The 23822-nt window shown below is 53.0% G+C and carries 20 protein-coding genes; 5 read left to right on the top strand and 15 right to left on the bottom strand.

Translation table 11 applies throughout. The features are described 5' to 3' along the window. The first annotated feature begins 40 nt into the window (after positions 1-40). The 3 genes from HBA55_RS05235 to HBA55_RS05225 all read left to right on the top strand — a co-directional run bounded on the left by HBA55_RS05235 (position 41) and on the right by HBA55_RS05225 (position 3365). Complete coding sequence (locus HBA55_RS05235; RefSeq protein WP_166988062.1) at positions 41-1180, top strand: helix-turn-helix transcriptional regulator; 1140 nt, start codon at positions 41-43, stop codon at positions 1178-1180. A gap of 81 nt (positions 1181-1261) precedes the next feature. Beyond that, a complete protein-coding gene (locus tag HBA55_RS05230; RefSeq protein WP_166988060.1) occupies positions 1262-2413 on the top strand; it encodes a helix-turn-helix transcriptional regulator in 1152 nt (383 codons plus the stop codon). Between the two features lie 61 nt (positions 2414-2474). Further along, positions 2475-3365: a LysR family transcriptional regulator gene (locus tag HBA55_RS05225; RefSeq protein WP_240945867.1), complete on the top strand. Its 891-nt coding sequence runs from the start codon at positions 2475-2477 to the stop codon at positions 3363-3365. Positions 3366-4222: 857 nt separating this feature from the next. On the opposite strand, the gene HBA55_RS05220 is transcribed toward HBA55_RS05225, so the two are convergent. The 5 genes from HBA55_RS05220 to HBA55_RS05200 all read right to left on the bottom strand — a co-directional run bounded on the left by HBA55_RS05220 (position 4223) and on the right by HBA55_RS05200 (position 9978). Further along, positions 4223-5269, bottom strand: coding sequence for an AraC family transcriptional regulator (locus HBA55_RS05220; protein ID WP_166988058.1), 1047 nt, complete (start codon positions 5267-5269; stop codon positions 4223-4225). An 89-nt stretch (positions 5270-5358) separates the two neighbouring features. Further along, entirely contained in the window at positions 5359-6603 is a 1245-nt protein-coding gene (locus HBA55_RS05215; RefSeq protein ID WP_166988056.1) for a cytochrome P450, read from the bottom strand. Between the two features lie 75 nt (positions 6604-6678). Further along, entirely contained in the window at positions 6679-7347 is a 669-nt protein-coding gene (locus HBA55_RS05210) for a TetR/AcrR family transcriptional regulator (protein ID WP_166988054.1), read from the bottom strand. Between the two features lie 234 nt (positions 7348-7581). Next, positions 7582-8775, bottom strand: coding sequence for an acyl-CoA dehydrogenase family protein (locus HBA55_RS05205; protein WP_166988052.1), 1194 nt, complete (start codon positions 8773-8775; stop codon positions 7582-7584). A gap of 12 nt (positions 8776-8787) precedes the next feature. After that, positions 8788-9978: an acyl-CoA dehydrogenase family protein gene (locus HBA55_RS05200; RefSeq protein WP_166988050.1), complete on the bottom strand. Its 1191-nt coding sequence runs from the start codon at positions 9976-9978 to the stop codon at positions 8788-8790. A gap of 191 nt (positions 9979-10169) precedes the next feature. Between HBA55_RS05200 and HBA55_RS05195 the strand changes: the two genes are divergently transcribed. Then, positions 10170-11168, top strand: a complete 999-nt coding sequence (locus HBA55_RS05195; protein ID WP_166988048.1) for an AraC family transcriptional regulator — start codon at positions 10170-10172, stop codon at positions 11166-11168. A gap of 84 nt (positions 11169-11252) precedes the next feature. On the opposite strand, the gene HBA55_RS05190 is transcribed toward HBA55_RS05195, so the two are convergent. The 3 genes from HBA55_RS05190 to HBA55_RS05180 are packed head-to-tail and all read right to left on the bottom strand — an operon-like array spanning position 11253 to position 15115. Next, positions 11253-12719, bottom strand: a complete 1467-nt coding sequence (locus HBA55_RS05190; protein ID WP_166988046.1) for an aldehyde dehydrogenase family protein — start codon at positions 12717-12719, stop codon at positions 11253-11255. A 24-nt stretch (positions 12720-12743) separates the two neighbouring features. After that, positions 12744-13868, bottom strand: coding sequence for an acyl-CoA dehydrogenase family protein (locus tag HBA55_RS37995; RefSeq protein ID WP_166988044.1), 1125 nt, complete (start codon positions 13866-13868; stop codon positions 12744-12746). 53 nt (positions 13869-13921) lie between these two features. Beyond that, positions 13922-15115 carry an acyl-CoA dehydrogenase family protein gene (locus HBA55_RS05180; RefSeq protein WP_166988042.1) on the bottom strand — a complete coding sequence of 398 codons (1194 nt, stop codon included), beginning with the start codon at positions 15113-15115 and terminating at the stop codon, positions 13922-13924. 290 nt (positions 15116-15405) lie between these two features. On the opposite strand from HBA55_RS05180, the gene HBA55_RS05175 reads away from it, so the two are divergent. Beyond that, complete coding sequence (locus tag HBA55_RS05175) at positions 15406-15915, top strand: MarR family winged helix-turn-helix transcriptional regulator (protein WP_166988040.1); 510 nt, start codon at positions 15406-15408, stop codon at positions 15913-15915. Here the strand turns inward: HBA55_RS05175 and HBA55_RS05170 are convergent. The 7 genes from HBA55_RS05170 to HBA55_RS05140 are packed head-to-tail and all read right to left on the bottom strand — an operon-like array spanning position 15894 to position 23669. Then, positions 15894-17276: a spinster family MFS transporter gene (locus HBA55_RS05170; protein WP_166988038.1), complete on the bottom strand. Its 1383-nt coding sequence runs from the start codon at positions 17274-17276 to the stop codon at positions 15894-15896. The two genes, HBA55_RS05175 and HBA55_RS05170, sit on opposite strands and share 22 nt — an antisense overlap. Positions 17277-17303: 27 nt before the next feature. After that, on the bottom strand, positions 17304-17726 hold the full coding sequence (locus HBA55_RS05165; protein WP_166988037.1) for a nuclear transport factor 2 family protein: 423 nt from the start codon (positions 17724-17726) through the stop codon (positions 17304-17306). 9 nt (positions 17727-17735) lie between these two features. After that, complete coding sequence (locus HBA55_RS05160) at positions 17736-18200, bottom strand: PPOX class F420-dependent oxidoreductase (protein WP_166988034.1); 465 nt, start codon at positions 18198-18200, stop codon at positions 17736-17738. Next, positions 18197-19939, bottom strand: a complete 1743-nt coding sequence (locus HBA55_RS05155) for an N-acyl-D-amino-acid deacylase family protein (protein WP_166988031.1) — start codon at positions 19937-19939, stop codon at positions 18197-18199. The genes HBA55_RS05160 and HBA55_RS05155 overlap by 4 nt, the downstream gene beginning before the upstream one ends. 39 nt (positions 19940-19978) lie before the next feature. Further along, positions 19979-21142, bottom strand: coding sequence for an acyl-CoA dehydrogenase family protein (locus HBA55_RS05150; protein WP_166988028.1), 1164 nt, complete (start codon positions 21140-21142; stop codon positions 19979-19981). A gap of 10 nt (positions 21143-21152) precedes the next feature. Further along, positions 21153-22187: an acyl-CoA dehydrogenase family protein gene (locus HBA55_RS05145; RefSeq protein WP_166988025.1), complete on the bottom strand. Its 1035-nt coding sequence runs from the start codon at positions 22185-22187 to the stop codon at positions 21153-21155. A gap of 21 nt (positions 22188-22208) precedes the next feature. Continuing rightward, on the bottom strand, positions 22209-23669 hold the full coding sequence (locus HBA55_RS05140; RefSeq protein WP_166988022.1) for an amidohydrolase family protein: 1461 nt from the start codon (positions 23667-23669) through the stop codon (positions 22209-22211). Between the last annotated feature and the right edge of the window lie 153 nt (positions 23670-23822).

Here is a 23822-nt window from a genome sequence, read left to right as displayed (position 1 = left end):
CAATAACACCAAAAGATCCCATTTCACGATAATTACGCTGATGTCTGAATTGAATATCTCTATCGCCCAATATGCTCAATTAGTCGAATTGGTCTATGAAGGCGTTGAGGAGGAAGCACCCTGGTCAAGCTTTTTGAAGCAGTTGGCCATCGCCACCCATTCCCTTGATGCCTCATTGATCTTTAGTGTGATTAAGCCGGAGCCGGATTACTACCTGCTGACCAGTGATGAAAAGTTCAATATGAGGTCGGACAACGCCACCAAACAGCTGCTCTCGCTTAGTGAGTTGCTGCACACGTTTCAACCCAAAGCAACCACGCTGAAAGATTCCATCGATGAAGAAAAATTTTACCAAAGTGAACTGTATCAACGTCACTTAAAACCCATTGATGTCAAATATATGATCGGGCAGGATATTGTCTTTGAGGACTCCCTTAGAGCGAAGCTCTCAGCAGAGAGAACTAGTGATAAAGCGGACTATGATGATGCCGATAAGGCGCTGTTTGAAATACTCATCCCGCACCTGAGACGTGCAATCCATTTGCGAGAAAAACTGCTGCAAAACAACCGCCTGAGAGAGGTTGCCAGCGCCACGCTCAGCAAGGCCTCCATTGGCTCCATAATGCTAAACGCCAATGGTGAGGTAATTTCAACTAATCAAATGGCTGAAGTTATTCTGGCCGACAAGCGCGGTTTGGCCCTTGTCAATGGCCGCCTTAAAGCAACCAGCAGCAAGTACAATTCGCAACTGAAGGCGTTGATAGAAGAAGCCATCCGCAACGCCGTGAGTGGAGAGTCTTACCAAGGTGGCTCGGGATTCAGCATAGAGAACTTGCCGGGTGAACCAGTGCTGGAAATGGTGATTAAACCCATCACCAAAAACTGTTACGATGGCACTAACTTGGACCCCGCTGTGGCTATCTACATCAATGACTTCCAAGACAACAATCTTGAAATCGAGGTCGACACACTCCGCAAGATCTATGGTATGACTCGCTGCGAAGCTCAGGTGAGTATTCAATTGGCAGATGGAAAATCTCAGGCGCAAGCGGCTGAAGAACTGAATGTTAGTATCAATACCGTCAAGACACATTTGAGAGGTATCTACGAGAAGCTGGGGGTCAATAACCAATCCCAGGTGGTCGCCATCATCAACCGGAGCAGTGCAAGACTCCTGTAGCTTGGCTTCATTCGATCAAATGAAGCCGTCCAGTCGGGCAATTTGCTACTCTAGGCCACAAACGGTGGGTTTAAGAGCAAAATGCCAGTGTGTCTCAACTCCAATTTGCTATCGAATTTAATTCTGTCGCTGTATGGCTCCGCAACCTCCTCGGATCAAGGGAAAGACTTCCTGACCCGTCTCAAGCGGGGACTCAATCTTAAGCAAGCGGCGTTGATTATCCGACCGCCCACAATGGACGACTCGGGTTTAATATACGTCAGTGGCGACCAGACAGATGCACCTGTACATGACAGCGACGACTCCTGCGCTACGCTTTACATGCAGGATCCGCTCTACGGTATTGCCCAGAACAGACTCGTGACCATTGATGACATGATTCCCCGAAATCAGCTGCTTAGCAGTGAATATTTTCGCAAAACCTTGTCACCACTGGATATCCATTATCTCTGTGGCTTTGACTGCGCTTATCAACAAGATTCAATCATCTCTATTCGTTTTGTCAGAAGCGAGCAGCAAGGGCTATTCAACCAAAGAGAAAAGGCGTTTTTGAGCCTTCTGATTCCACATATGCAACAATCGCTGTCCTTGGGGCTGGATATCCGCGGACTTCGCTCCCAACGACAAATCTACTCTGACGCCATGAGCGGCCGCTCGCTGGGTGTTTTAACGCTGGATCGTTTTGGTCGAATTCTTCAGAGCAACGCCTCTGCCAAAGACATTCTTCGAGCCGCCGATGGTATTTCCGAAGTTAATCGGTATCTGAGGGCCGACAACGCTGACATACATCAAACCCTTTCGGACAACATTCGAAGCTGTATTGACTTGGTACTCCGTCAGAAACAGAAATCATCAAAGTCTGAATTCAGAGCTTTGTCGGTTCCCCGGTTATCCGGGATGAGCAATTATCAATTGATCGTCAGACCTCTTGATGTTGATTTGATTGACTGCTCGGATGTCACGCCATTTGCTTCTGTTTGGATTCAAGACCCCACTTGTAACCGCGACATTTCGGTTCGCACACTGATGGAGTTTTACTCATTAACAATTTCGGAAGCAACGATATCAATCCTCTTTTCCGAAGGTAACACGACGGAAGAGGTTGCGAACCAATTAGGCGTAACCCGCAATACTATCCGTGCACACCTGAGAACGATTTACGCAAAAACCGGAGTCACACAGCAGTCAAAGCTGGTTGCTCTGGTTTTGACGAGTCTGGCATCAACCATTTGATTTTGCCTATGCTCCTGATTGCGCCCCTGAAAGCCGAGAGCGGGAATTTCTACTGGACAGAATGATGATCAAATACACTCTACGCCATCTGGAGGTTTTCCTGGCCGTCGCCAGAGAACAGAGCATCAGCCGTGCAGCAGAGCAGCTTTGCATGTCTCAATCTGCCGTGAGCGCCGCGCTGCAAGAGTTCGAAAACCGCTATGACATGCTGCTGTTCGACCGCTCCGCCAAACGTTTGAGACTCAACAGCCTCGGCGCCACGATTCGCGCCAAGGCCGAACAGTTACTGTCCAACGCCCAGGACTTTGATAGCGAGTTAAGGCAACATGAGGAACTGGAACCCCTGAAAGTAGGCGCCAGCCTCACCATCGCCAATTACCTAGCGTCTGAATACCTCGCTGATTACCTGCACCGACACCCCAGATCGGAAGTCGAAGTAGCCGCTGCCAATTCGCCGGAGATCGCCAGGAAGGTGCTGAACTTTGAGATAGACGTTGGCCTGATCGAGGCCGAAATGCACCACAATGACCTCGCTCAGACTCCCTGGCGTAAGGACAAGATGGTGGTCTTCAGCCGTCCTGATCACCCGCTATCCACCAAGCGGCAACTGACCGACAAGGACATCCTGAACTGCCAGTGGATCCTGCGAGAACCGGGCACCGCCCATCGCAAAACCTTTGACGAGGCCATGCACGGGCTGCTGGTGGATTTGGATATCCGGCTGCAATTACCGCAGAACGAGGCCATCAAGAACGCTGTTAAGGCAGGCCTGGGCATCGGCTGTCTGTCTCAGCTGGCAGTGGCCGATGATCTCGAACGGGGATCTTTAGTTGAACTCACCCTAAAAAAAAGGCCAATGAACCGGCTTTTCTATATCGTCACCCATAAACATGCCGCCTCCAGCCGAGCCGTAGAACGCTGGATGAATTTGTGCAAGGATCACTGCAACTAACGGTTGACCAACGATGATTAAGGACTTTGGACGTCCGTTTATCGCTTCCGAATTAGTCGCACTGTATTGGCGCAGATTATCATCTGATTGAACCCCGTTTGCTATTTGTTGTCTCCAGTACCGAGATGTATCTCATTGGTATACCCGTAAAGCTGTGTTGTCATGGAAATTTTCTACAGGGATGCGATGAGTAGAGACGAACCATAGCACCGTATTGAAATGAGTCGAATTAAATGAGTATCAGGTAGCAGCGGATAAGAAAGATGTAAGACTCATGTTGTTTCAGCCTATCACGGCAACGGTATATTAGAATGATTACTATGCATGTAGACGATGTAAACTCTTTGCCCACATATGTCCCACCAGGAGTGTCTTGAATAGTTAGTGCTCCTCTAATTTCTCCCGATGTAACAGTGGTCGGTGGTCCCGGAAGAGATCAACTTCAGAAAAGGAGCTGAAACCAGCCATTCATTACTTTCAAACTGAAGCACCTCTACGACGGCTTTAGCCTTGACACCTTCCGTTAGAAACTCATCGTTACAGTGACACGGCTAATTCCGGTAATGGCTGTTCTCTGAAGTTGACCGCCACCATGAAATTGGTCGCGCCCTTTGAATTGTGAATTCAGCAAGTCTTGCTCTAGCCTTCATTGCTCAACAAGAATAAAAACTGGGCTATTTCTGAGTAAGACGTCCCGTGACTACACCACAACTGTAAAACAAGACCTGCCCACTGCCAGACACCATACCGGCTTAAATCAATTCGTAGCGAATTTTTTGTGCTATCTCTTTGAGGACATTACCCAAACAAAACAAATACTGATCTACTACTATGTTCGACCATTTAAAAAGCGCCTTTCAAGCCTCAAGCAACTTTTCCTCAAAGATACCCAACCTCTCCCGCCGATACACCCCCGGCGGTAAACCCGTCCAGCGTTTAAAGCTGCGACTGAAGGCGCAGGGGTCAAGGTAGCCCATCATATAAGCAATATCCTTGATGCTCAACTCTTCGCGCCCAAGGTAATCTACTGCGGCATCACGACGAGTGTCGTCCTTGATCTGCTGGTAGGTGGTCCCTTCACTGCGCAGGCGTCTTCGTAATGTCGTTGTGGACACATGCAGAATTTCCGAGACACGTTCGTAGCTGGGGGGCGCTTTGGTAAAATCTCCGCCAATGATATAGCGAATTTTCTCCGTCAGGCTGTTATCCTGATTTTTGGGTATTGTCACCAGGTGGTAGGGAGCCGTTCGAATAAACTCCTCTATCGATTCTTCATTGTGCACCAGGGCGCTTTTCAGATAGTCCGAATGAAAATGGATGGCGGTATGGGCTTGATTGTAATGAATGTTCCCACCCAGCAATTTCATATAACGATGTTCGTAGTGTGGCGACCTGTCGCTAAGTGAGACTTGATCAATATTGATATACTGCCCACTGATCCAGGACCAAAACCGGAACCACATCGCCAGTTCGTAAACACTGAACAACGAGTCCTGTCCGCCAGTGCGGTTTTCAAACTCAACTGCCGCAGTATCACCCTCCTGATGTACCTGAAAAGACCAATTCTCTTCACCACAAAGACGGTAGAAGTCGCGTGCCCTCTGCAGTGCCTCACCCAGGTTTGCACAATGCACCACCGATAACGCCATCAGACGAAAGCCCTCGGTAGCGCTGTTGCCCACCACTGGAAGACCAAAAAAGCTTCCGCGAGTGCATAGTGAATACTGCCTGAGGAGTTCACAGTATTTGTGCAGCGACACGGACTCTTCTGACTCAAGACTCAGGTCGTCCTCTTCAAAGGTATAAGAGGACTCACTAAGTGCCCGCGTGAGATTGACCCCGCGTTTTCGAAACTGGTACAGCAGGGCTTTTTTGTATTTGGCGGGAACAGACTCTACATTCATGGCAGTAGTTTACTCCAGCAGTCATTGTGGGGCGGTGGCATAATGTCTTCGCTCTGCCCCGGTTTTGTTTGGATCCGTCGTCAGAAGTATCAGGCTTCTTTGTCAAAAGTAATGTGCATTGCCTTAATACCGTTGACAAAATAGGAACGCACGTATTCCACGGGTTTGGCAAATTTCGGGTTTTTTAATCGAGGTATAATCTCTTCGAACATGACCCGCATTTCCAACCTGGCCAGATGGGATCCAAGACAAAAATGTTGACCAATACCGAAGGATCGATGTTGCTTATGCAGGTCCGGCATGGTCTTGTGCCGCATAATGTCGAATTCCATCGGGTTGTCGAATACCCGTTCATCGCGATTAATGCCGTGCCAAAAAAGGATAACCTTATCGTCCTCTTTCAGTTTCTGGCCCGCCAGTTCTGTATCTTCCATCACTGTACGACGCATGGCCATAAAAGCGGCACTGTGGCGTAACACCTCTTCGCAAAAATAAGGAATCAGGGAGGGGTCGTCCACCAGCATCTGCAACTGATGAGGGTTTTCCATTAATAGACGCATGCCGTGAGCCGTTACGGTTCGGGTGCTTTCGTTGCCCGCCGAGATCAGCATCAGGAAAAACGCGCTGAATTCTTCAATCGTGAGCTTTTCTTCGTCGACTTCGTTGTCCAGTAGCGCCCCAACAATATTGCTCATGGGGGTTTCGGCGTGTTTCTTGGCCAGCTCGGCGGCATAGAGGTACATATGAATGCCCGCATCCTTGGCCGCCTGGATATTGTCTTCTCCTTCGCTCATGGTATCGTCGCTGGTGAAAAACATAGCATTCGTCCAATCGAAGAATTTTTTTCGATCCTCCTTGGGAACACCACACAGCTCCAGGATGGCGATCAGGGGCAGTTCGGCTGCCACCTCTTCGACAAATTCGCACTCACCTCGATTGGCAACGCGATCAACGATTTCTTTGGCGTACTGGCGAAATTTGGGTTCGTAGGAATTCACCGCGGACGGTGTAAATGCGTTTCTGGAAATACGACGGTATTTGTTGTGACGAGGGGGATCCATGCTCACCACCATCAGGCGTTGCTTGGCCATCTCCTCTTCACCCTGCTCCATGGGCACTGCTGTTTTCGCTTCGCTGGAGAACAACTGTGGGTTTTTACAAATGTAGTCGACCTCATCACGGCCCTGTATAGCCCAGTAGGGAACACCGGTGATGGGATCATCTAATTTTACAACCGGCCCACCTTGGTCTCGAACCGCTCTCATTGTCTCGTGGTGTGACCCCTCTACGTAAAGATCGGGATCCAACAAATTGCTATAGGGGCAACTGGACATTCTTGACTCCTTGTGTGTTGTCCGCCGTAACCGAGTGTCACTGCGGGTTGGATTTCAGGGTCACCACGAGCAGCATCAATCGCTGAAGAATCGGTTGTCGATCAAATCAATCATGGTTTCGATACCTTCTTGCATTGAAGTATCTTCACTGCCGTTGTGATACAACACCATGCCAATGGTGCTACCCAGAAAAAACATGGCAAGATTGGCATTACTTCTGGTGCTCTTGATCTCACCTCTTGCCTTTGCTTGCTCGAACATGCCACCGATCGCCTCCAGCACGTTGCTGTTACGCGACATAAAATATTTGCGCAGCTCTTCTTCACGGTGGCTCTCCACGGCAACCGTTGACAAGAATGCAGTGGCCTCCGGGGCGTTAGCCTGTAATTCAACCGTCGCTCTCAATAGCACTTTGATCTGTTCGCGGAAATTCAGGTCTGCGCGTGAGGCCATCTGAATCTCCGGGATCAGACGCTGGTAAACCAAGTCGAGCGTCGCCCCGTAAAGCTCCGCTTTAGAGCTGTAGTACTGGTAGATCGCCGGAGATGTCATCCCCGCTCCCTGAGCCACATGTTTGAAGGTGGTGTTGGCATAACCCCTTCGGGTGAAACAGGTCAGCGCACTGTTAAGAATGCGGGCAGTTGTCATTTCACGGCTGCTGCCCTGTGGCCGACCGGCGCGTTTCTTCTTGGGCTCTCGGGTGCCATTGTCGGTGTCCAGGGCCTGATCGTCTTCAATCGTCAATATCAGTGTCCTTCAAATGAATTCGTCAATAAGAGCAATCATGTTACCCGAAGTTTATTTAATTTACATGTTTGTTAATTTATTTTTTATACCAATATTCAAATAAAAAAGAACCATCTATTTCTTTATGGAATATGCCGTCGATTGCATTTGTTAGCTGCTTTCTGGAGGCTGCCGGCTCTGCATAGTCACCTCGGATCCCACCAATCCCATAGCTGTGGGCTCCGTGGTCTGCTAGTAGCCCTCCAATAAAGCAAAACGGTCACGATGGAATCGGCTGTCACCCAGTAGTTGCACAGTGAGTCGGGATCGCTTGAGGTATAAGCCAATGTCCAACTCCTCTGTGACCCCGATTCCACCGTGTAATTGCACGGCTTCGTTGGTCATGGCGATACTCAGGTCATTGAGCTTGGCTTTAGCCAGGCTGGCCAGTTTTGGCAGAGCGCTGTCTTCGTAGCTTGAGGGACTGCCGTTGGCAGGACTTTCGGTATCCGCAGCTTTGAGCGCTGCCAGGACCACTGCACGGCATTGTTCCAGATCGATATACAGACGGGCCATTCGGTGTTGCAGTGCTTGAAAGCTGCCAATTATGGCATCGAATTGATCGCGCACCTTCAGGTACTCCAAGGTCGCCTCAAAGCAGGCTTCCACCCCACCAAGCATTTCCGCCGCCAGCAGACAACGGGCAACATCCAGCCCCCGCTGCAGCCCTTCCGAAGCCTCGTCTACTGTTCCGAGTAACGCCGTCTGCTCTACCCGAACATTGTCAAACTCCAGGTGCGCCATATTGCGATGATCAAGCATGTTCAGTGATTCACGGGTCAACCCCGGGTTATCGGCTTCTACCACAAACAGGCCCACGTGAGAACAATCTCTAGAGTGCTCGCCTGTGCGGGCAACCACCAACAACGTATCGGCACAAGCACCATCCACTACAAAACGTTTATTCCCCTGCAGGAAATAACTATCACCGTCTTTGATAGCCGTCAATGCGATATTATCGGGTTGATGGCGATGACTTTCATCGATGGCCAACGCCAACGTTTTTTCACCGGCCGTCACCTGATTCAGTAAACAGCGTTGTGCTTCGGGGAATTCCCGTGGATCGGAGTCACCAATCACTTGTAACCAGACCGGTAGCGCCAGGCCAGAGCTGCCCAGGAGTGGGCTGGGCAACAGGTATCTGCCGGCTTCTCGCATCAAGGTACCCAATCCGACGTAGCCGAATTCATACCCACCCTGTTTTTCAGGCACTGCGGTCGCCGGCCATCCCAATTCACAAATGCTGCGCCAGGTATCCGGGTCGTACCCTTGCCAGTCGGGCTGTTGACTCTGTGCACGGAAAATTTGTACCGGCTCGCAACTTCTCAGGAAGTCCTCGGCCGATTGTTGCAACAGTCGCTGGTCGTCGTTCACATTCCAGATCAAGGGAGGACCTCACTATCGGGTGGGGAGCTGCAGCGCTCGTCGTGCAATCACATTAAGCTGAACTTCAGAGCTGCCTCCGGCAATGGTAAGCGCTTTGGAGTAAGCCCATTGTCTCAACAGCTGCAGTTCTTCTTCCGAGAAGGCCTCACCCTCCCAGCCAAGTCCCTGCATCCCCATCAGCTCCAACAATAACTCCGCACGCTGCTGATCGAGTTCGGTTGCGCAGATTTTGAGGATCAGTTGTGTATTGGAGGTATCCACCCCCGAAACCGATGCCTCGAATAGCTGCTGGCGAGTATGCTCCATCGCCATTCTGTCCATCTGATAACGTGCCAACCTGTCTCGGGTCACCGGATCAAGAGTACCTTCCGGGCCAGCTGCTGAGAATTTTAGCGCGCAATCAACCGGCGTCAGCTTTGGACCCGCAGACACGGCGGAGAGTTCAGACATCAAAGCGCGTTCGTAGTGCAGCAGGCGTTTTGCTACAGCCCAGCCCTGGTTCAATCCCCCAATTACATTGCGGATGTGCGCGGTGGCATCGTCAAAAAACGTCTGGCAAAACTCTGAATCGCCGGAAATCAACTCAATGGGTTTAACGGTGACTCCCGGTTGCGCCATATCAATCAATAAGAACGTAATGCCACTTTGTTTAGGGCCTTGGTCAGAGGTCCGAACCAGGCAGAAAATCCAATCGGATTGATCGGCACCGGATGTCCAGATTTTGGTGCCGTTGATGCGCAACAACTCACCTTCTTGCACTGCCTTGCAGGAAAGGTTGGCGAGGTCGGAACCCGCGCCAGGTTCGCTGTACCCCTGGCACCAACGAATCTCTCCCCGAAGGATTTTTGGCAAGTGTTGCTGTTGTTGTTCGAGTGTACCGAACTCCAGCAACGCAGGGCCCAGCATCCATAAGCCAGAGCCGGACAGAGGCACGCGACAGCCCAATGCCTTCATTTCTTCGCGCAGGACCTTGGTGTGTTTCGCATCCAATCCTCCGCCACCAAACTCCTCAGGCCAGTCAGGTGCGGTCCAGCCACGCTCCAGCATGCGCTCGAACCAGGTCTGAGCATCCGGAGAGGGAAAGGAGCCCTTGCGTCCCCCACGGTATATGGCTTCGGGTGCCGCAGGACCACGCATGCTGGCCGGGCAATTCGCTACCAGCCATTCACGGGTTTGCAGACGAAACTGATCTGGATCTGACAAAGCACACTCTCTGTTTTGGATTGTGTTAATTCATATTCGCTCATTATTGTCACTCCCTTGCCGTAACGACATATCAATTGGGACCGAATGATATTGGCCTTTAGTAATCGCGATGTGAGTTTTGTTGCCGGTCGGAATCGCTTCAGGCTAACATGGATAAATCCACTGGTCGCAGGTTAGCGGAGGCAGCCATGCGAAAGAACCGTCTCAGTTTTTATCTGGCGAGAATGCAGCAGCGAGGTTTTTCACCTGCTCAGGTTATGGCCGATACCGGCCTTGATGCTGAAACCATAGAGTCCGGCCGTTTTTGTCCCAAGCCAGAACATTATCGGGTGATAATCCGAAACATGTTGTCGTTAACCGGAAATCCAGCGCTGGGGTTGGAGCTGGGCAGGGAGTATCATCTTGGTGATCTCGGCGTATTGGGCTACGCGGCGCTCAGCAGCGACACTTTGGCGCAGGCCAGGCGGGTATTGATGAAATATGCGCACCTTAACGAGTACCTGCTGTCGCCGGCGAACTTTTTCGAAGGCGGGCAATGGGTGAACACTCTGCATGAAAACTTTCGCCTGGGGCCACTGCTGCCATTCGCTGTTGAGGAGTTTGTTATGCGAATGGTGACCCTTGCCTCACGCCTCACCGGCAGTCAATTTCGGTTGTTGTCATTGCAGGTAAGCTACCCTCGGCCAAGCTACCATCAGCAGTATCATGAGGTTTTTCAATGCCCTGTCCTTTACGAACAACCCAACATTAGGATTCAATTGGATACGGAGCACCTGGAATCCGAATTGTTGCTGTCTGACCCCGAAGTGTTTCGCTTGAGTATCGAGCGTTGCCGTAAGAAACTGAAACTCAGCCACGTGAATACCCAAACCGTGGCGCAAGTAGAGGCGATTCTCGAACAGTGCAGTGGAGAATTTCCTGAAGTGAGTGATGTCGTCGCGGAGCTGGGCATCAGCGCAGGCAAACTTCGAAAAGCCTTAACCGAACAGCAGCTCAGCTACAAAACTCTGATAGAACGAACCCGTAGACGGCGAGCCATGGATTATATCCGTCAAAGTCACCTTACGCCGAAGGAAATCAGCTATCGTCTGGGTTACCAACACGTGAGCAATTTCCGTCGAGCACTTAAGAGCTGGACCGGAAAAACATTTTCCGAACTACGACAGGAAGCTGAACGCAGCCTCTAACGAAATGAGGTCTGCACATGGTGGATTACGCCTTCGGCTAATCCACCCTACGTAATGTGATAGTACTTCGTAACGCGGGGAAACCTATGAACCAGGCGGCCAGCCAATAAACTTGGTCTCGGTATAGGCATCAATTGCATTCAAACCATTATCGCGACCGATACCACTTTGTTTAAAACCACCAAACGGGGTATCCGGCCGTGGCGGCGTACCGTTGATTTGAACGGTACCCGTGCGAAGTTGTCGAGCAACGGACTTGGCCCGCTCCAGATCTCCACTCCACACGTATCCTGACAAGCCATAGTCGGTATCATTAGCCATGGCGATAGCCTCCGCCTGATTTGAGAAAGGAATCGCCACGATCACCGGACCAAATATCTCTTCACGGGCCACGCGCATGCGGTTGCTGGCATTGGTGATAAGCGTTGGCTCGAAGTAAAATCCCTTCTCCAGACCCTCCGGACGTTTACCGCCGCAGGCTATAACTGCACCCTCCCGGAGCGCAGAAGCCACGAAGGATTCCACCCGCTGACGTTGCGCGTCCGAGATCAAGGGTCCGAGAACCACGTCGGACTCCCTGGGGTCACCAATCTTCAGTGTTGCAGCGACTTCGACCATGCTCTGAGTAAATTCAGTATAGATCGACTCTTCGATGAAAAGCCGGGTGGGAGCAATACAGGCCTGGCCGGTTTGAAAGGTCCAGGTGTTGATGGCGGTTTGCAGCGCTTGTTCCTGATCACAGTCGGCAAACACGATATTCGCCGACTTTCCGCCCAGTTCCATCAGACTGCGCTTCATGGCTTTGCCGCATTCCTGCTGGATCTGCCGACCAACGGCGGAGCTACCGGTAAAAGACACCATATCGATATCCGCTGCCACCAAAGTAGCGCCGATTTGCGGCTCAGAACCACTGACCAGGTTGAGAACCCCATCAGGCAACTCTTCTGCGAGAATTTGACACATGGCAATGATTCCCATGGGGGCTGCTGGTGGTGGTTTGACCACGACAGTATTACCCAGCGCCAACGCCGGTCCAATTTTGCCGGCACATACCAATACCGGAGCGTTGTAGGGGGCGATGGCGGCAACCACACCTACCGGGTCTTTAACAATAACGCCTTGTGTTGCCGACGCCCCGGCAGCGCCAACGTCAATATCCAACACCGGCGCTTCGGCTTCCGTTGGCATAGCCGCCATGTCGGCGTAAAAATCGATGCGAGTGGCCGCCATGCCCAAGTGCAGTTGCTCACTGATGGTTGTTAATGCGCCCGTCTCATTGATGGTCAGGTCCAGCAGCTGAGGCAGCTCCTGTTGGAATCGTCGGGCTGCACGCTTCAGTGCCTGTTTGCGTTGCTCTCCTGTCATGCGGGGCCAGGGGCCGTGATCAAAAGCTTCCCTGGCAGCCGCCACGGCCAACTCCACTTGCTGCAGAGAACACTCCGGTGCGTAGCCGCACACATCCTCTGTGGCGGGATTGATGATGGGATAGCGACCGAGATCTGCCGCAGCCCATTGCCCCCCGATCAGTACGTTTTCAAAAATGGGTGTCATCTCGATTCCCCCGTGTGTTTGGGATTATTGTGTTTCGGTTCTTGTGTCCAGCATCAACGAAGCGATGTGTTGCTCCAAGAAACAAGGGTCCCACATCAGTAACTGTTGCAATTTGGCGTGTCTGAAAAACAGCTGTGGGTTAGCTTCTCTGGTAAACCCCAAGCCTCCATGAATTTGCGTTCCGACTGCGGTGGTACGACGAAAACCGTCGCCTGCCTGCAGCTTCGATTGAGCCGCCAACAAGTGCCAGTCTCGCCCTTGGTCAAATGCCCAGGCCGCCTGGTGATTCAGTGTTTTGCTGCCTTCCAATTCGGTAGCGAGTTCGGCCATATAATGAGACAGCGACTGAAAAGCACCAATGGGTTTACCAAACTGGATTCGGTTATTGGCATACTCAACGGTCATCGACAGCATCGCCTGCGCTCCACCGTTACACTCTGCTGCGGCCGCTACCGCGCTGTAACTCATGGCGGACTGCCAGAGACTCCAGAACTGATCGTTGTAAACTATACACTCCGATTCGACAGCAACGTCAACCATTGTGACGCGGCTGACCTCGGCGCACGCGATATTGTCCTGTGGGGATACCTGCAGTGATGATTGCCGCGTATCCACAAGGCAACATACAGGCATCTCGTTATCCTCATCTGTGGCCAACACCAGAAGGTGTGTAGCGAGGGAAGCATGGGGAACGAGAATTTTTTCACCGTTCAACTTACCCTTCTTCAGGGTTGTGATAAACGACGAACTGCCGTAGCCACATCCGGCTTCCAACTGAGCCACTGACACCACACAGTCGCCACTGGCAATAGCCGGTAACCACTGGCGTCGCTGCGTGGACGACGCCAGAATATCAATGGCGCGAGCGGCCAACAGTGAAGACACCAACAAGGGGGATGACGCCAGGTGCCGTCCCAATGCCTGGAAGACGGACACCGCATCGAGTAGGCCGAGACCGGCACCGCCAAACTCCTCGTCGATGACCAACCCGCTAAAGCCGGCATTCACCAAAGCCTGCCAAAATTCTTGCGGGCAGCTGTCGTCCGCGCTACGTTTTTGCCGGATTCGCTCCAGACCGTAAAACTGCTCACAGATACTCTCAATGGTATCGGCCAGCATGAGTTGTTCGTCACTGAATCTGAGATCCACCGTAAATGCTCCTGTGTTGATAATTTGTTGAGGCTAGTCACTTGGATAGGACGTTAGTTTGGGTTGGGCAATCCCAGGTGACGCCGGGAAATAATGTTTTTTTGCACCTGTGAGGAGCCTCCGCCAATGGTATCCACCACTGTTGCCCGCAACGCGCTTTCCCAGCGACCATCCAGGGGCGCCTCATCTACCCCTTCACTCAGCAGTGCTTGCGGACCCAGCAGATCCATTGCCGTATCGCAGATTTCCTGGCCCAACTCGGTGCAATAAAGTTTGCACATGGCGGACTCCACCGTCGGCACCCGCCCTTCGGCCGCGGCGCAGATCACCCGGCGTTGATGCATTTTGGCAACCTCCAGTTTGGAACCCAGCCGTGCCAGTTTGCGTCGTACATGGTCCGTCTCCAGAGCGGCTTGACCCGCCACCTTCCAGTCCCGCAGGGTGGCTACCAGAGCATCAAACTTGAGTCGCAGTGGGCTGTAGGTAAACAGTGTAAAGCGTTCGTAGTCGAGCGCCTGGCACATAAGTTCCCAGCCTTTATCGACTTCACCCACGACATCTGCTGCGGATACCCGGACATCATCGAAGAACACCTCGTTAGTGCGGTGACAGGCCATGGTCTCAATTTCAGACACGCTGATGCCCTTGCTATCCATGGGAATCAGGAACAGGGTAATACCGTGGTATTTGCTTGGCCCGCTGTTATCGGTACGTGCCGCAAGCCAGTACCAATCCGCGAAATGTGCAGAAGTGTTAAAGGTTTTTTGGCCGTTAAGCCGGAAACCGTCGCCATCACGCTGCGCCTTGAGTTGCAGTGACGCCAGATCGGAGCCTGCTCCTGGTTCGGTGTAGCCCAGTGCAAACTCAATCTCTCCTGCCAAAATTTTCGGCAGAAAATACTGCTTTTGTTTTTCGGTGCCTTTTTCAATCAGTGTCTGGCCGATAATGCCGATCCCTTTGCCGATCAGGGGTGCGCCCACTGCCGCCAGTTCTTCGTTGACAAAGTAATCGTAGATACCCGGAAGTTCCTGTCCGCCATATTCTTTGGGCCAGCTTAGGCCCAACAGCCCTTCAGCGGCGAGTTGCCGACAGAATTCACGCCGTTCGGGGCTGTCAGCCAATTGCGAGTGAGCCTCCCGCTCTGGCGCCATGACTTCATCGGCATAGTTCTTTTCAGCTTCCCGGGCGATAAAGGCTCTTACCCGGTCGATAAAACGTTGCTCCGGCTCGCTAAATTCGAAATTCATGGTTGTTGCTCCCAGGTTTGATTTGTATAAGTTACTGCGTTCGATTCGGTACTTTTAACTGTCTTTATCGCGGACCCTCTCAGAACGTAGCAGCCCGCTCCGAGGGCGACTGACTGTGGCAGCCCTATCGCGGTACCCGATAAAGCGGGGCAGGCCCTCAGAGCCCGCTGCTACGGTAAGTTCAGCTATTTGGTTTGCTGGAAACCTTTCGAGAAACCTTCTGGTCGCTAGTGTCTCACTGCGTCAACGTCTATAATGATCGTCTTTTACATACCACTAAGGACCTTCGCTTGAACTGGTTTGACAAACTCTCCGCCTCCTGGGTTGAGGCCAATCCCAATGAGGATTACAGTGTGTTGCCACCGCTTGTGCGACTCTCACGCCTTAGTCTGCTGATGGAGAGCTTCCAGAAGGAAGTTTGCCAACCTCACGATTTGCAACCCACCGACTACAACGTTCTGGCTGCATTACGCCGCAGCGGTGAACCCTTCCGCTTGTCGCCCTCCGAGCTCTACGGCGTACTGGAGCGTTCTTCCGGTGGCATGACCAAAATGCTGGGCCGTCTGCAAAAACAAGGGTTGATACGGCGCGTTCCCGATCCTGACGATGGCCGCAGCAAGCTTGTACAGCTGACCAAGAAAGGTCAGACCGTAGAACACCAAGTGTTCAGCACCTACCTTGAGGTTTCCCGTCAGCTCCTCGGCGATCTGGAGGCATCCGAACTTGACGAAATCAACCAGTCACTTGAGAAACTGATGTCCAGCTTCGAGAGCTACTTTTACCGGTTCTCGTCCCCCTGAAGCCGCAATTCCTGGTGCAGTGATTGAGAACCTCGCCAAGCCAGGTATATTCCCAAACAGACTGATGGTAGCACCAGCAACAGGGAATACCGTATGGATTGCGTACCCCAAAACGGCTGCAACAGATCATTCAGCCAACCAATTACAAAGGGCCCCAGCCCGGCCCCCAGTACCGCAGCCATTAAGTGAATCTGTGCCGATGCCGTTGCCCTTGTACGTGTGTCTGCCAGCCCTTGCGCCATGGCATAGATCGGTGATACATGGAAAGACACCAAAAATATAGACACCCCTAACAGACACAGTGCCCAAATACCATCCGGCACAAATAGAAAACTTACATACAGTGGCAACATGATGGCCGCCGCCAGTGCGGGAGCCCACAGGTACCAGCGCAGATCCCGCTCTCCGAGTCGGTCGCAAAGCATGGAACCGATAATATTGCCCGACATTCCACAGAGACCAACTGTCAGCCCCAACCACAGACCGACTTGGGCGATCTCCCATTGATGGACACGCAGCATAAAGACTGCCCCCCAGATGTTGATGGCATAGTTGGTAAAGACGAACAGCGGCAACACAAAAATGATGTGACGATAACTGCGCAGTCGCCACAGACTCCCCAGAGCCTGCATCAGTGGCGGCGGAGACGCTGTCGTTTCTGTTGCTGCCGACGTAGAATCCCAGGGGCGCCCCTCGCTCCCTCTGGGCGGCTCCTTCACCGTGAGAACAAAAAGCAGTGCCAGCGCCAACCCCGGCAACCCCACCACGATCAGAGTCATTCTCCATCCCAGGTACCCATAAAGAACACCCCCGAGCATCAACCCCAACATTAACCCGATATGGCCACCGGTGGTAAACAATGAGATGGCAGTGGCACGGCGATTCGGTGGAAAGTAATCGGAGATAAGTGAGTGAGCCGCCGGCGAGGTTGACGCCTCGCCAATGCCGACGCCAATTCGCGCTGCCGCCAAGCCGGTGAAGGTTTTAGCGACGCCCTGCAATGCGGTTAAAACCGACCAGGCCCCCAACCCTAAGGCAATGATCCACTTGCGTGAATGACGATCCGACATCCTGGCCAGCGGTATAGCGGCAACGGCGTTAAAAAAAGCGAAAGCCAGGCCGTTGAGAAACCCCATGGCCGTGTCACTAACTCCGAGTTCGGCTTTGATGGGCTCTAGCAGTATCGAAAGAATGTAGCGATCCAGTATGCTGAAAACGCTGACCAGAAACAGTAACGCCAGCACATAACGGCGGTGGCGACGCCACCTCGCTTCGCCCCAGCCCCCGCTTCGGTCTGTTTTGCTTGCGGTGCCACGAGGCGCGCCATCATCGACGGCCGCTGCGGATTCTTCCCAATTCATGATCACCTCCGACGAATGGTCTTAGCGTTATTTCAGCGTTGTCGCGGAGCCTTGTAGTTGCCGCACGTGCAAACGCCAGCGCAGGTCTTCGAGTCGGAACTCGTCCAGGTAGACACCCATGGCACGCAGTTGTGGCTGACTGTCGAGATCCGTGTAAAAGTGAAATACCGATTTGGCGGTTGCACGATCGCCCAGTACCTGTACATAAGAGGTGGTGACCACATGCCTTGCACCGCTGCCCGGACCGGTAACGCCACTTTCCCTTCTGCCCCGTGCGCCCTTGAGGATGTCTTCCCTGCCGTTTAGCACCGGCTGTCCTCCTCCGCCCCAGCTGGCCGTCTCGGTAAAACATTCAATGTAGGTTTCTAGCTCTCCGTCATCCGCCAGATGCGCCAGCTGACTGATCAGGTTTCGGATTTCCATTTCAGACTGCAATCTTTCGATGTTCATGACCCGTCCTCAACCCACTTTAATGGGTTTACCCTGTTCGTCTTCCGTCAGTTCGATTCCCCTGGCGGAGACCTGCTCCGGAATCATTGTGACCGTAACCCTTTCGAAACCGGGCTGGTCGTAGGGGTACTCATCACGTCCCAGGTATTTTTTGGCGACTTGATTGATAAAGGTTCGATCAGGGTCATCTTCAATCTCTGCCCGCCCTCTGATTTCCAGATAAAACAGCGGATCCTCCAATGATGAAATACACATGGTCAGACGTGGATCGGCCACCAGGTTTTTGTACTTCATGCGGGTTTTAACGGTACTGAAACGAACACGCTCGCCGTCCCACAGCATGGATACCGGGTTTGAAGACAGCCTGCCGTCCGCCCTCATGGTGGTGACAATGGGGTAACAGGCGCTTTCCAGGATTACGTGATGACTGGTGGGAATCTTGGCTCTGTTTTTGGTTTTTGCTTTATCGTTCATAACGATTTGCCCTCAGTTTTTTGGAGCGATACCGTTACGGTGTCAACACCGGCACGTAACACCGTGCCTGGCAATGCACCGGTAGGCTCACCGTCAGCGACAATCGCGGTACCGCCAACATAGACCCGTTCGACACCCGTGGACTTGGCGTACATGCGGCAGGAGTCGCCCGGAAGATCGTAAGCCAGATGAACAGTACCGGACCCAACAGTTTGCGGATCGAATACCAGAATATCCGCCACCGCACCTGGTCGTATACGACCGCGATCCTTCAGGCCAAATAGATCAGCAGGTTCAGCGCTGAGCATCTGTACGGCCCGCTCGACGCTCACCAGCTTGCGACCATGCAGGCAATCCTTCAGGAAGAGCGTGCCGTAATTGGCTCCGCACATGACATCAAGGTGGGCACCGGCATCAGATCCCCCGAGCATGATGTAAGGATGATCCCAGGCCTCAGCCCGCATCCGCCAGCTCTCGTCGTCGTTGTCGGTAAACTTGGGCCAAAGAATAGTACGCAGCTCATCTTCCAGCAGAATATCGACCAAGGTATCAAAGTCTGAAGTTCCACGTTCGCTGGCGATCTCGTGAACATAACGTCCACTAAGTTCGCGATTGGCCTCGCTGAAGGTATCGCCGATACGGACGTTGCCCCAATCGGCGAGACGGGCAAAGACGCCGGCTTCGTCCGATGCTGCTCCTTCTTCGAGTTTGCGGCGCACATTCGGATCGCGCAAGGCCGTCATTTTTTCGTCCAGTGGCAGCGTCATTACCTCCATCCATCCGGGCAATTGATAGATAGGAGAACGGTGATAGAAACTGATGGTAATGCCAACCAGTACCGGCATGGTCAGAGCCATCACCCGGGCACCCATCTCAGCGGCCTTGTCCAAGGCTGCGATTTGCGTCCGATAGAGTTCCTTCTCCTTGGAATCGATAGTAAACACATTCCAGTTCAATGGGCGGTCTGCAGCCAGTGACATCCTTGCCATCAGCTGAGTTTCTTCATCCGATAAACCCAGCAGACAACCTTTGGTAATAAACTCAAGCGCGGTTCCTTCGTGATCCTTGATCTCTTCACAAAGGGCGAGCACCTCTGCCTCCGATGCGAATCGGGAGGGAACAGGGCCCCCCTGGCCGTCCACATGGCTAAAGGATCGAGAGGTGGAAAAGCCCATCGCACCGGATTCAATGCATTCTCGCAGCAGCGCTTTCATCGCCTCCAGCTCTTCTTCATTGGACTCGCGGTTACAGGAATCTTCTCCCATCACCGCTCGACGAATCGCGCTGTGTCCCGCAAGAAATCCCACGTTCACCGCAACGTTTCCGCGCAGTCTCTGCATGTATTCGGAATAGCTGTTCCAGTCCCAATTTATGCCTTCTTCAAGAGCCTGCAAAGGCATACCTTCGACCACGGACATCATACGGCGGGTGTAGTCGGCATCCTCAGAGCGCAAGGGTGCCAAGGCGAAACCACAATTACCGGCCATGACGGTGGTTACTCCGTGCAGATTCGAAGGGGAAGCATTGGGGTCCCACAACAGCTGCGCATCGTAATGAGTATGAGGGTCGATAAATCCCGGGCAGACCATTTTCCCGGTCGCGTCCAGGGTTTCGCGAGACTCCCCTTCGACAGGCCCGACCGCAACAATGCGGCCGTTCTGGACGGCTATGTCTGCCGGTCTGGCAGGGTCGCCGCTACCGTCAATTAAGGTCGCGCCCTTGATCACTAAGTCGTACATAATTCATTCCTCAAATAATAGGGTTGGGATGGACACTGACTAACGGTTGCGAGGGAACTTCAGTGCCATCTGCCCAATCAGGCTATAGAGAATTTCCAGCGTGCCGCCGTAGATAGTGGCTACCGGAGTTGCCCGGTAAGCTTCTGCGAACGCGCCCTCGGACAGAGCGTTTTCTGTCCCATGTTCCAACAGCGCCAGCGGTCCCATCAGATCCATCCAGTCCTGTGCATCCTGCAAAAAAACTTTGGCAGAAAATGCCTTTGTCATTGTTCCTTCGGTCTGTTGAGCCATTCCTTCCGCCTGCATCCAGGTGGAGCGATAGCGCAACAATCGGGCGACTTCTGCATTGGCGGCCATGCGCCCCAGCTGCTGCTCCATACGGGGGTCCGGCGTCGTTATCGAGTTGTTATCGGTGCTCGCCAATGCCCACTGTTCTGCCTTTTCCAGCAATGCCTCCTGGCGATCGGCATAACCCATGGCCTGTTCCAGACCCAGGGCGAATCGCACCACTGCCCAACCCTCGTTTACCTCTCCTACACGTTGTGCATCTTCGATCTTTACTCCGCCAAAGAATACGGAGTTTGTGCGTTCGCCGCCCATGGTGTGGACCGGGTAAATTTCCACCCCCGGTGCGTCCGTCGGTATCAGGAACATCGTCAGCCCACGATGTTTGGATGCCTTGGCATCTGTGCGCACCAGCGTAAAGATGTATTGCGCCATATGCCCTGTGGTGGTGAACATTTTCTGCCCCTCGATCACCCAGTGATCCTGCTCTCGCCGGGCACTGGTGCGGGCCGCCGCCACGTCGGAGCCGGATGAAGGCTCGGTGTACCCAAGAGCCACCATAATGTCGCCCGAGGCAATCTTGGGAACCAGCTCAGCCTTTTGCTGCTCTGACCCCATCGCCATCAACGTATGGCCGATAAACGAATTGTTCAGTAGTCCGAACCAGGGAAATCCTGCTTTGGACAGCTCCCAGTACAAAGCCAACATTTCGTATGGGTCGCGGCCGCCACCACCAAACTCCTTGGGCCAGGCCGCGCTCACCCATCCTTGATCAGCGAGCTTTCGGTACAATGACCAGTTGTGTCCATCTCCCGTGTCACGCTCTTGCTGTCGATGCGTTTGGCTGAATTCCTGTTCGAGAAATTGCCTGATCTCTGTACGCACCCTTTCGGCCGCTTCGCCCAATCGAAAATCCATACTGGTCTCCTTACTTTCCGGCCATTGCATTGGCGCGGCGCTGTCGTGCCACTTCGCAGTATGCGTTGCTGACCCCGCCGAAGTAGCAGCTCCAGGCACCACTGCGGCGATAAAACAGTTGAATGTCGTACTCGGTGGTGAAACCGTAGCCACCATGGGTGTGCAAAGCGACATCTGAGGTGTGGCGAGCCACTTGCGAGCAAAACGCCAACGCCATACTCGCCAGCTCCAAAAAACGCTTTGCCGAATTGGCTCGAGACCATGCCGCCTGCTGCCAGAGGAGCTCTGCGCCATCTACCTGTGCTGCTGCTTCCGCCAGCGGATGGGCAATGGCTTGAAAGGAGGCGATGGGTACATCGAACTGAATTCGGGTGCGGGCATAATCCGCACCTATCTCGAGAGCTTTCTTGGCCAGTCCCGTTTGCATGGCCGCCACCAGCAGCTTCCATTCTGCCAGGGCATGTTCAAACTGCATGCGTGCTTGTGGTCCGCTTGCCAGCCGTCTTGGGACGGCGAGCGACAGATCATGAATCGCCAGCGCTCCGCTGCCCATGTTAGCGACGGTAGCGTGTTGCGGCTCCAGATCCCAAAGTAGCAGGTCTTCCCCTTGCATGGTGATCACCTTGGCAACAATGGCACCATTGGGTAAACACACCTTATTACCGCCCGGAAGTTCTTGCGATCGATCACATAAACTGATCAGGCCGGTTCCTTCAGCAATTGAGGTCATCAAGGCTTCGTCTACATCCGGCAGTGTCGCCAATAATCGACCCGCCGAGGCAACATCGGCAAAGGGTAAGGGTGCCAGGGACTGTCCAATCTGTGCGGCTACCAACCCGAGGTCAAACAGCCCCATATCCAGTCCACCATAGGCTTGGGGCAATCCCATGGCGGCGGCTCCAAGTTCACAGAAGCGCCGCCACAAGGTTTCGTCAAACCCGGTGGATTCGCTGCCACGCACTAACTCTGTGGGACATTCCCTGGCAAAGAATTCAGAGAAACTGCGCTGCAGAATTCTCTGCGATTCATCCAATGAGAGATCCATTACCCTTACCTCGCTCGTCTTCTACGCACTCAGACTCTTGAGGTATTGCGCTACTTGAGTTTCGACTGCGGTTCCCTTGAAAAAGTCGGGATTCGATTGGCCCCAAAACCTGGCCGGATTTTCAAACATTTGCGCTTTAAAGTCGTCGGCGGTAATGACACCTTTTTTAACCAACTTGTGAGCCTCTACCGTACAAGAGGACATGTCGGACACGTCGAAGTGACCGATGTCGGAACCAAACAGCGTATTCAGTTTGCTGCCAAACGGATTATTATTGGCAGCGTAGGCCCAGGCCACCGTGCGATCGTCCGCTTCGCAACCGAAGTAGAAGGGTTTGGCAAATCGCTCGGCCAGATCACTGAGTTTGTCCACCTTCGCTGCGGCAAAATCATCCCGCGGCGCAACACGTTCCGGAAGCGTGGCGTTGTCGAATATGGCATTCTCATCGCGCATGGCCGCCGCCATTTCCGGCGCGTACTCATCCGCCAACTGGCACAACAAGTCTACATCCAGATTATCAGGATCTAGAATTTCCAGTTCTTCTGCACTGCGGGTCTCGTAGTGTTCAACCATGTCTGCAAACAGTGAGCACGCCCAGGCAACACCGCCCTCCTGGAAAGCGAACTTGAGTTCGGGGAAGCGTTCTGTCACGCCTCCGAGGACCAGCGCCTTGGCCACCGCTTCACTGGCAGCGGCGAAGTGACCGATATGGTTGTAGACAAAATTGGATGGCGAAGTGCGATTACCCATACCGCGAGAACCGGTGTGGAAGGTTGGGTTAACCTTGAGATCACGACAGCTACTCCAGACCTCGTCGTAGTTATGAGCTGAATCCAGCCCCAGAGTATCGTGCCACACCAGAAAACGTTTATATTGTTCCGGTGCATCCTTGCAGGCGGGAATCTCTCTTGGAATCAGGCTGCCCATCATGATGGCTTTCATTTTCAAATCGCCTACGGCATGTTCCAACTCAGCCACCGCTTCGGCAGGGTCGTGCATGGGAATCACTGCCACTGGCGTCACCTTGTCGCTGTAGCGACCGAACATTTCCATGCTCATGACGTTAAAGGCGCGACAGGTGGCACGGCGCACCTCCGGATCGGGTATGCGTGTCAGGCCCAGACCCGCAGTTGGGTAGAGCACCGCGAAGTCGACTCCGAAGTCCCCCAGTCGCTGGTACAAAAGCTCCGGCATCATCACCGTGGCACGGTCGCGGGTGTTGGACGTTGGCAGCCCCCACCAAACCGGGTGTGAGATTCCTTGGTGGCGGCGTTCTTCGTCGCTGAGTGCCAACTGGTTTTTAACAATATTGGTGGTGTAATACTCGAAACCCTGTTGCGCCATGTCGCCCCCGATTTTGCGCATCATCTCTGAGGCATAGCTGCCGAATTCCAGCCAGTGACCGTCAGCGTCAATAATCGGGTGATCGAGGCTGGCGTTTAGTTCAGCGGCAGGCGTCAAGGTCTTGTTGCTCGTAGTCATAATTCCGGTGTCTCCGAATGAGGGGGTGGCAAGATTTGAATTCACTATAACTCTGGATTTTTATCTTTGTCAAAAGCTTTCGCGAAAGATAATATCGAATGTATGGGCTATCCTGTGTTGACAAAAACAGTCCATTCCTTTCACTACGAGCCT

Source organism: Pseudomaricurvus alkylphenolicus (assembly GCF_011683955.1).
Taxonomy (GTDB): domain Bacteria; phylum Pseudomonadota; class Gammaproteobacteria; order Pseudomonadales; family Cellvibrionaceae; genus Pseudomaricurvus; species Pseudomaricurvus alkylphenolicus.
Note: the sequence above shows the minus strand (reverse complement) of the source record. Positions and strands in the feature narration are given on the sequence as shown.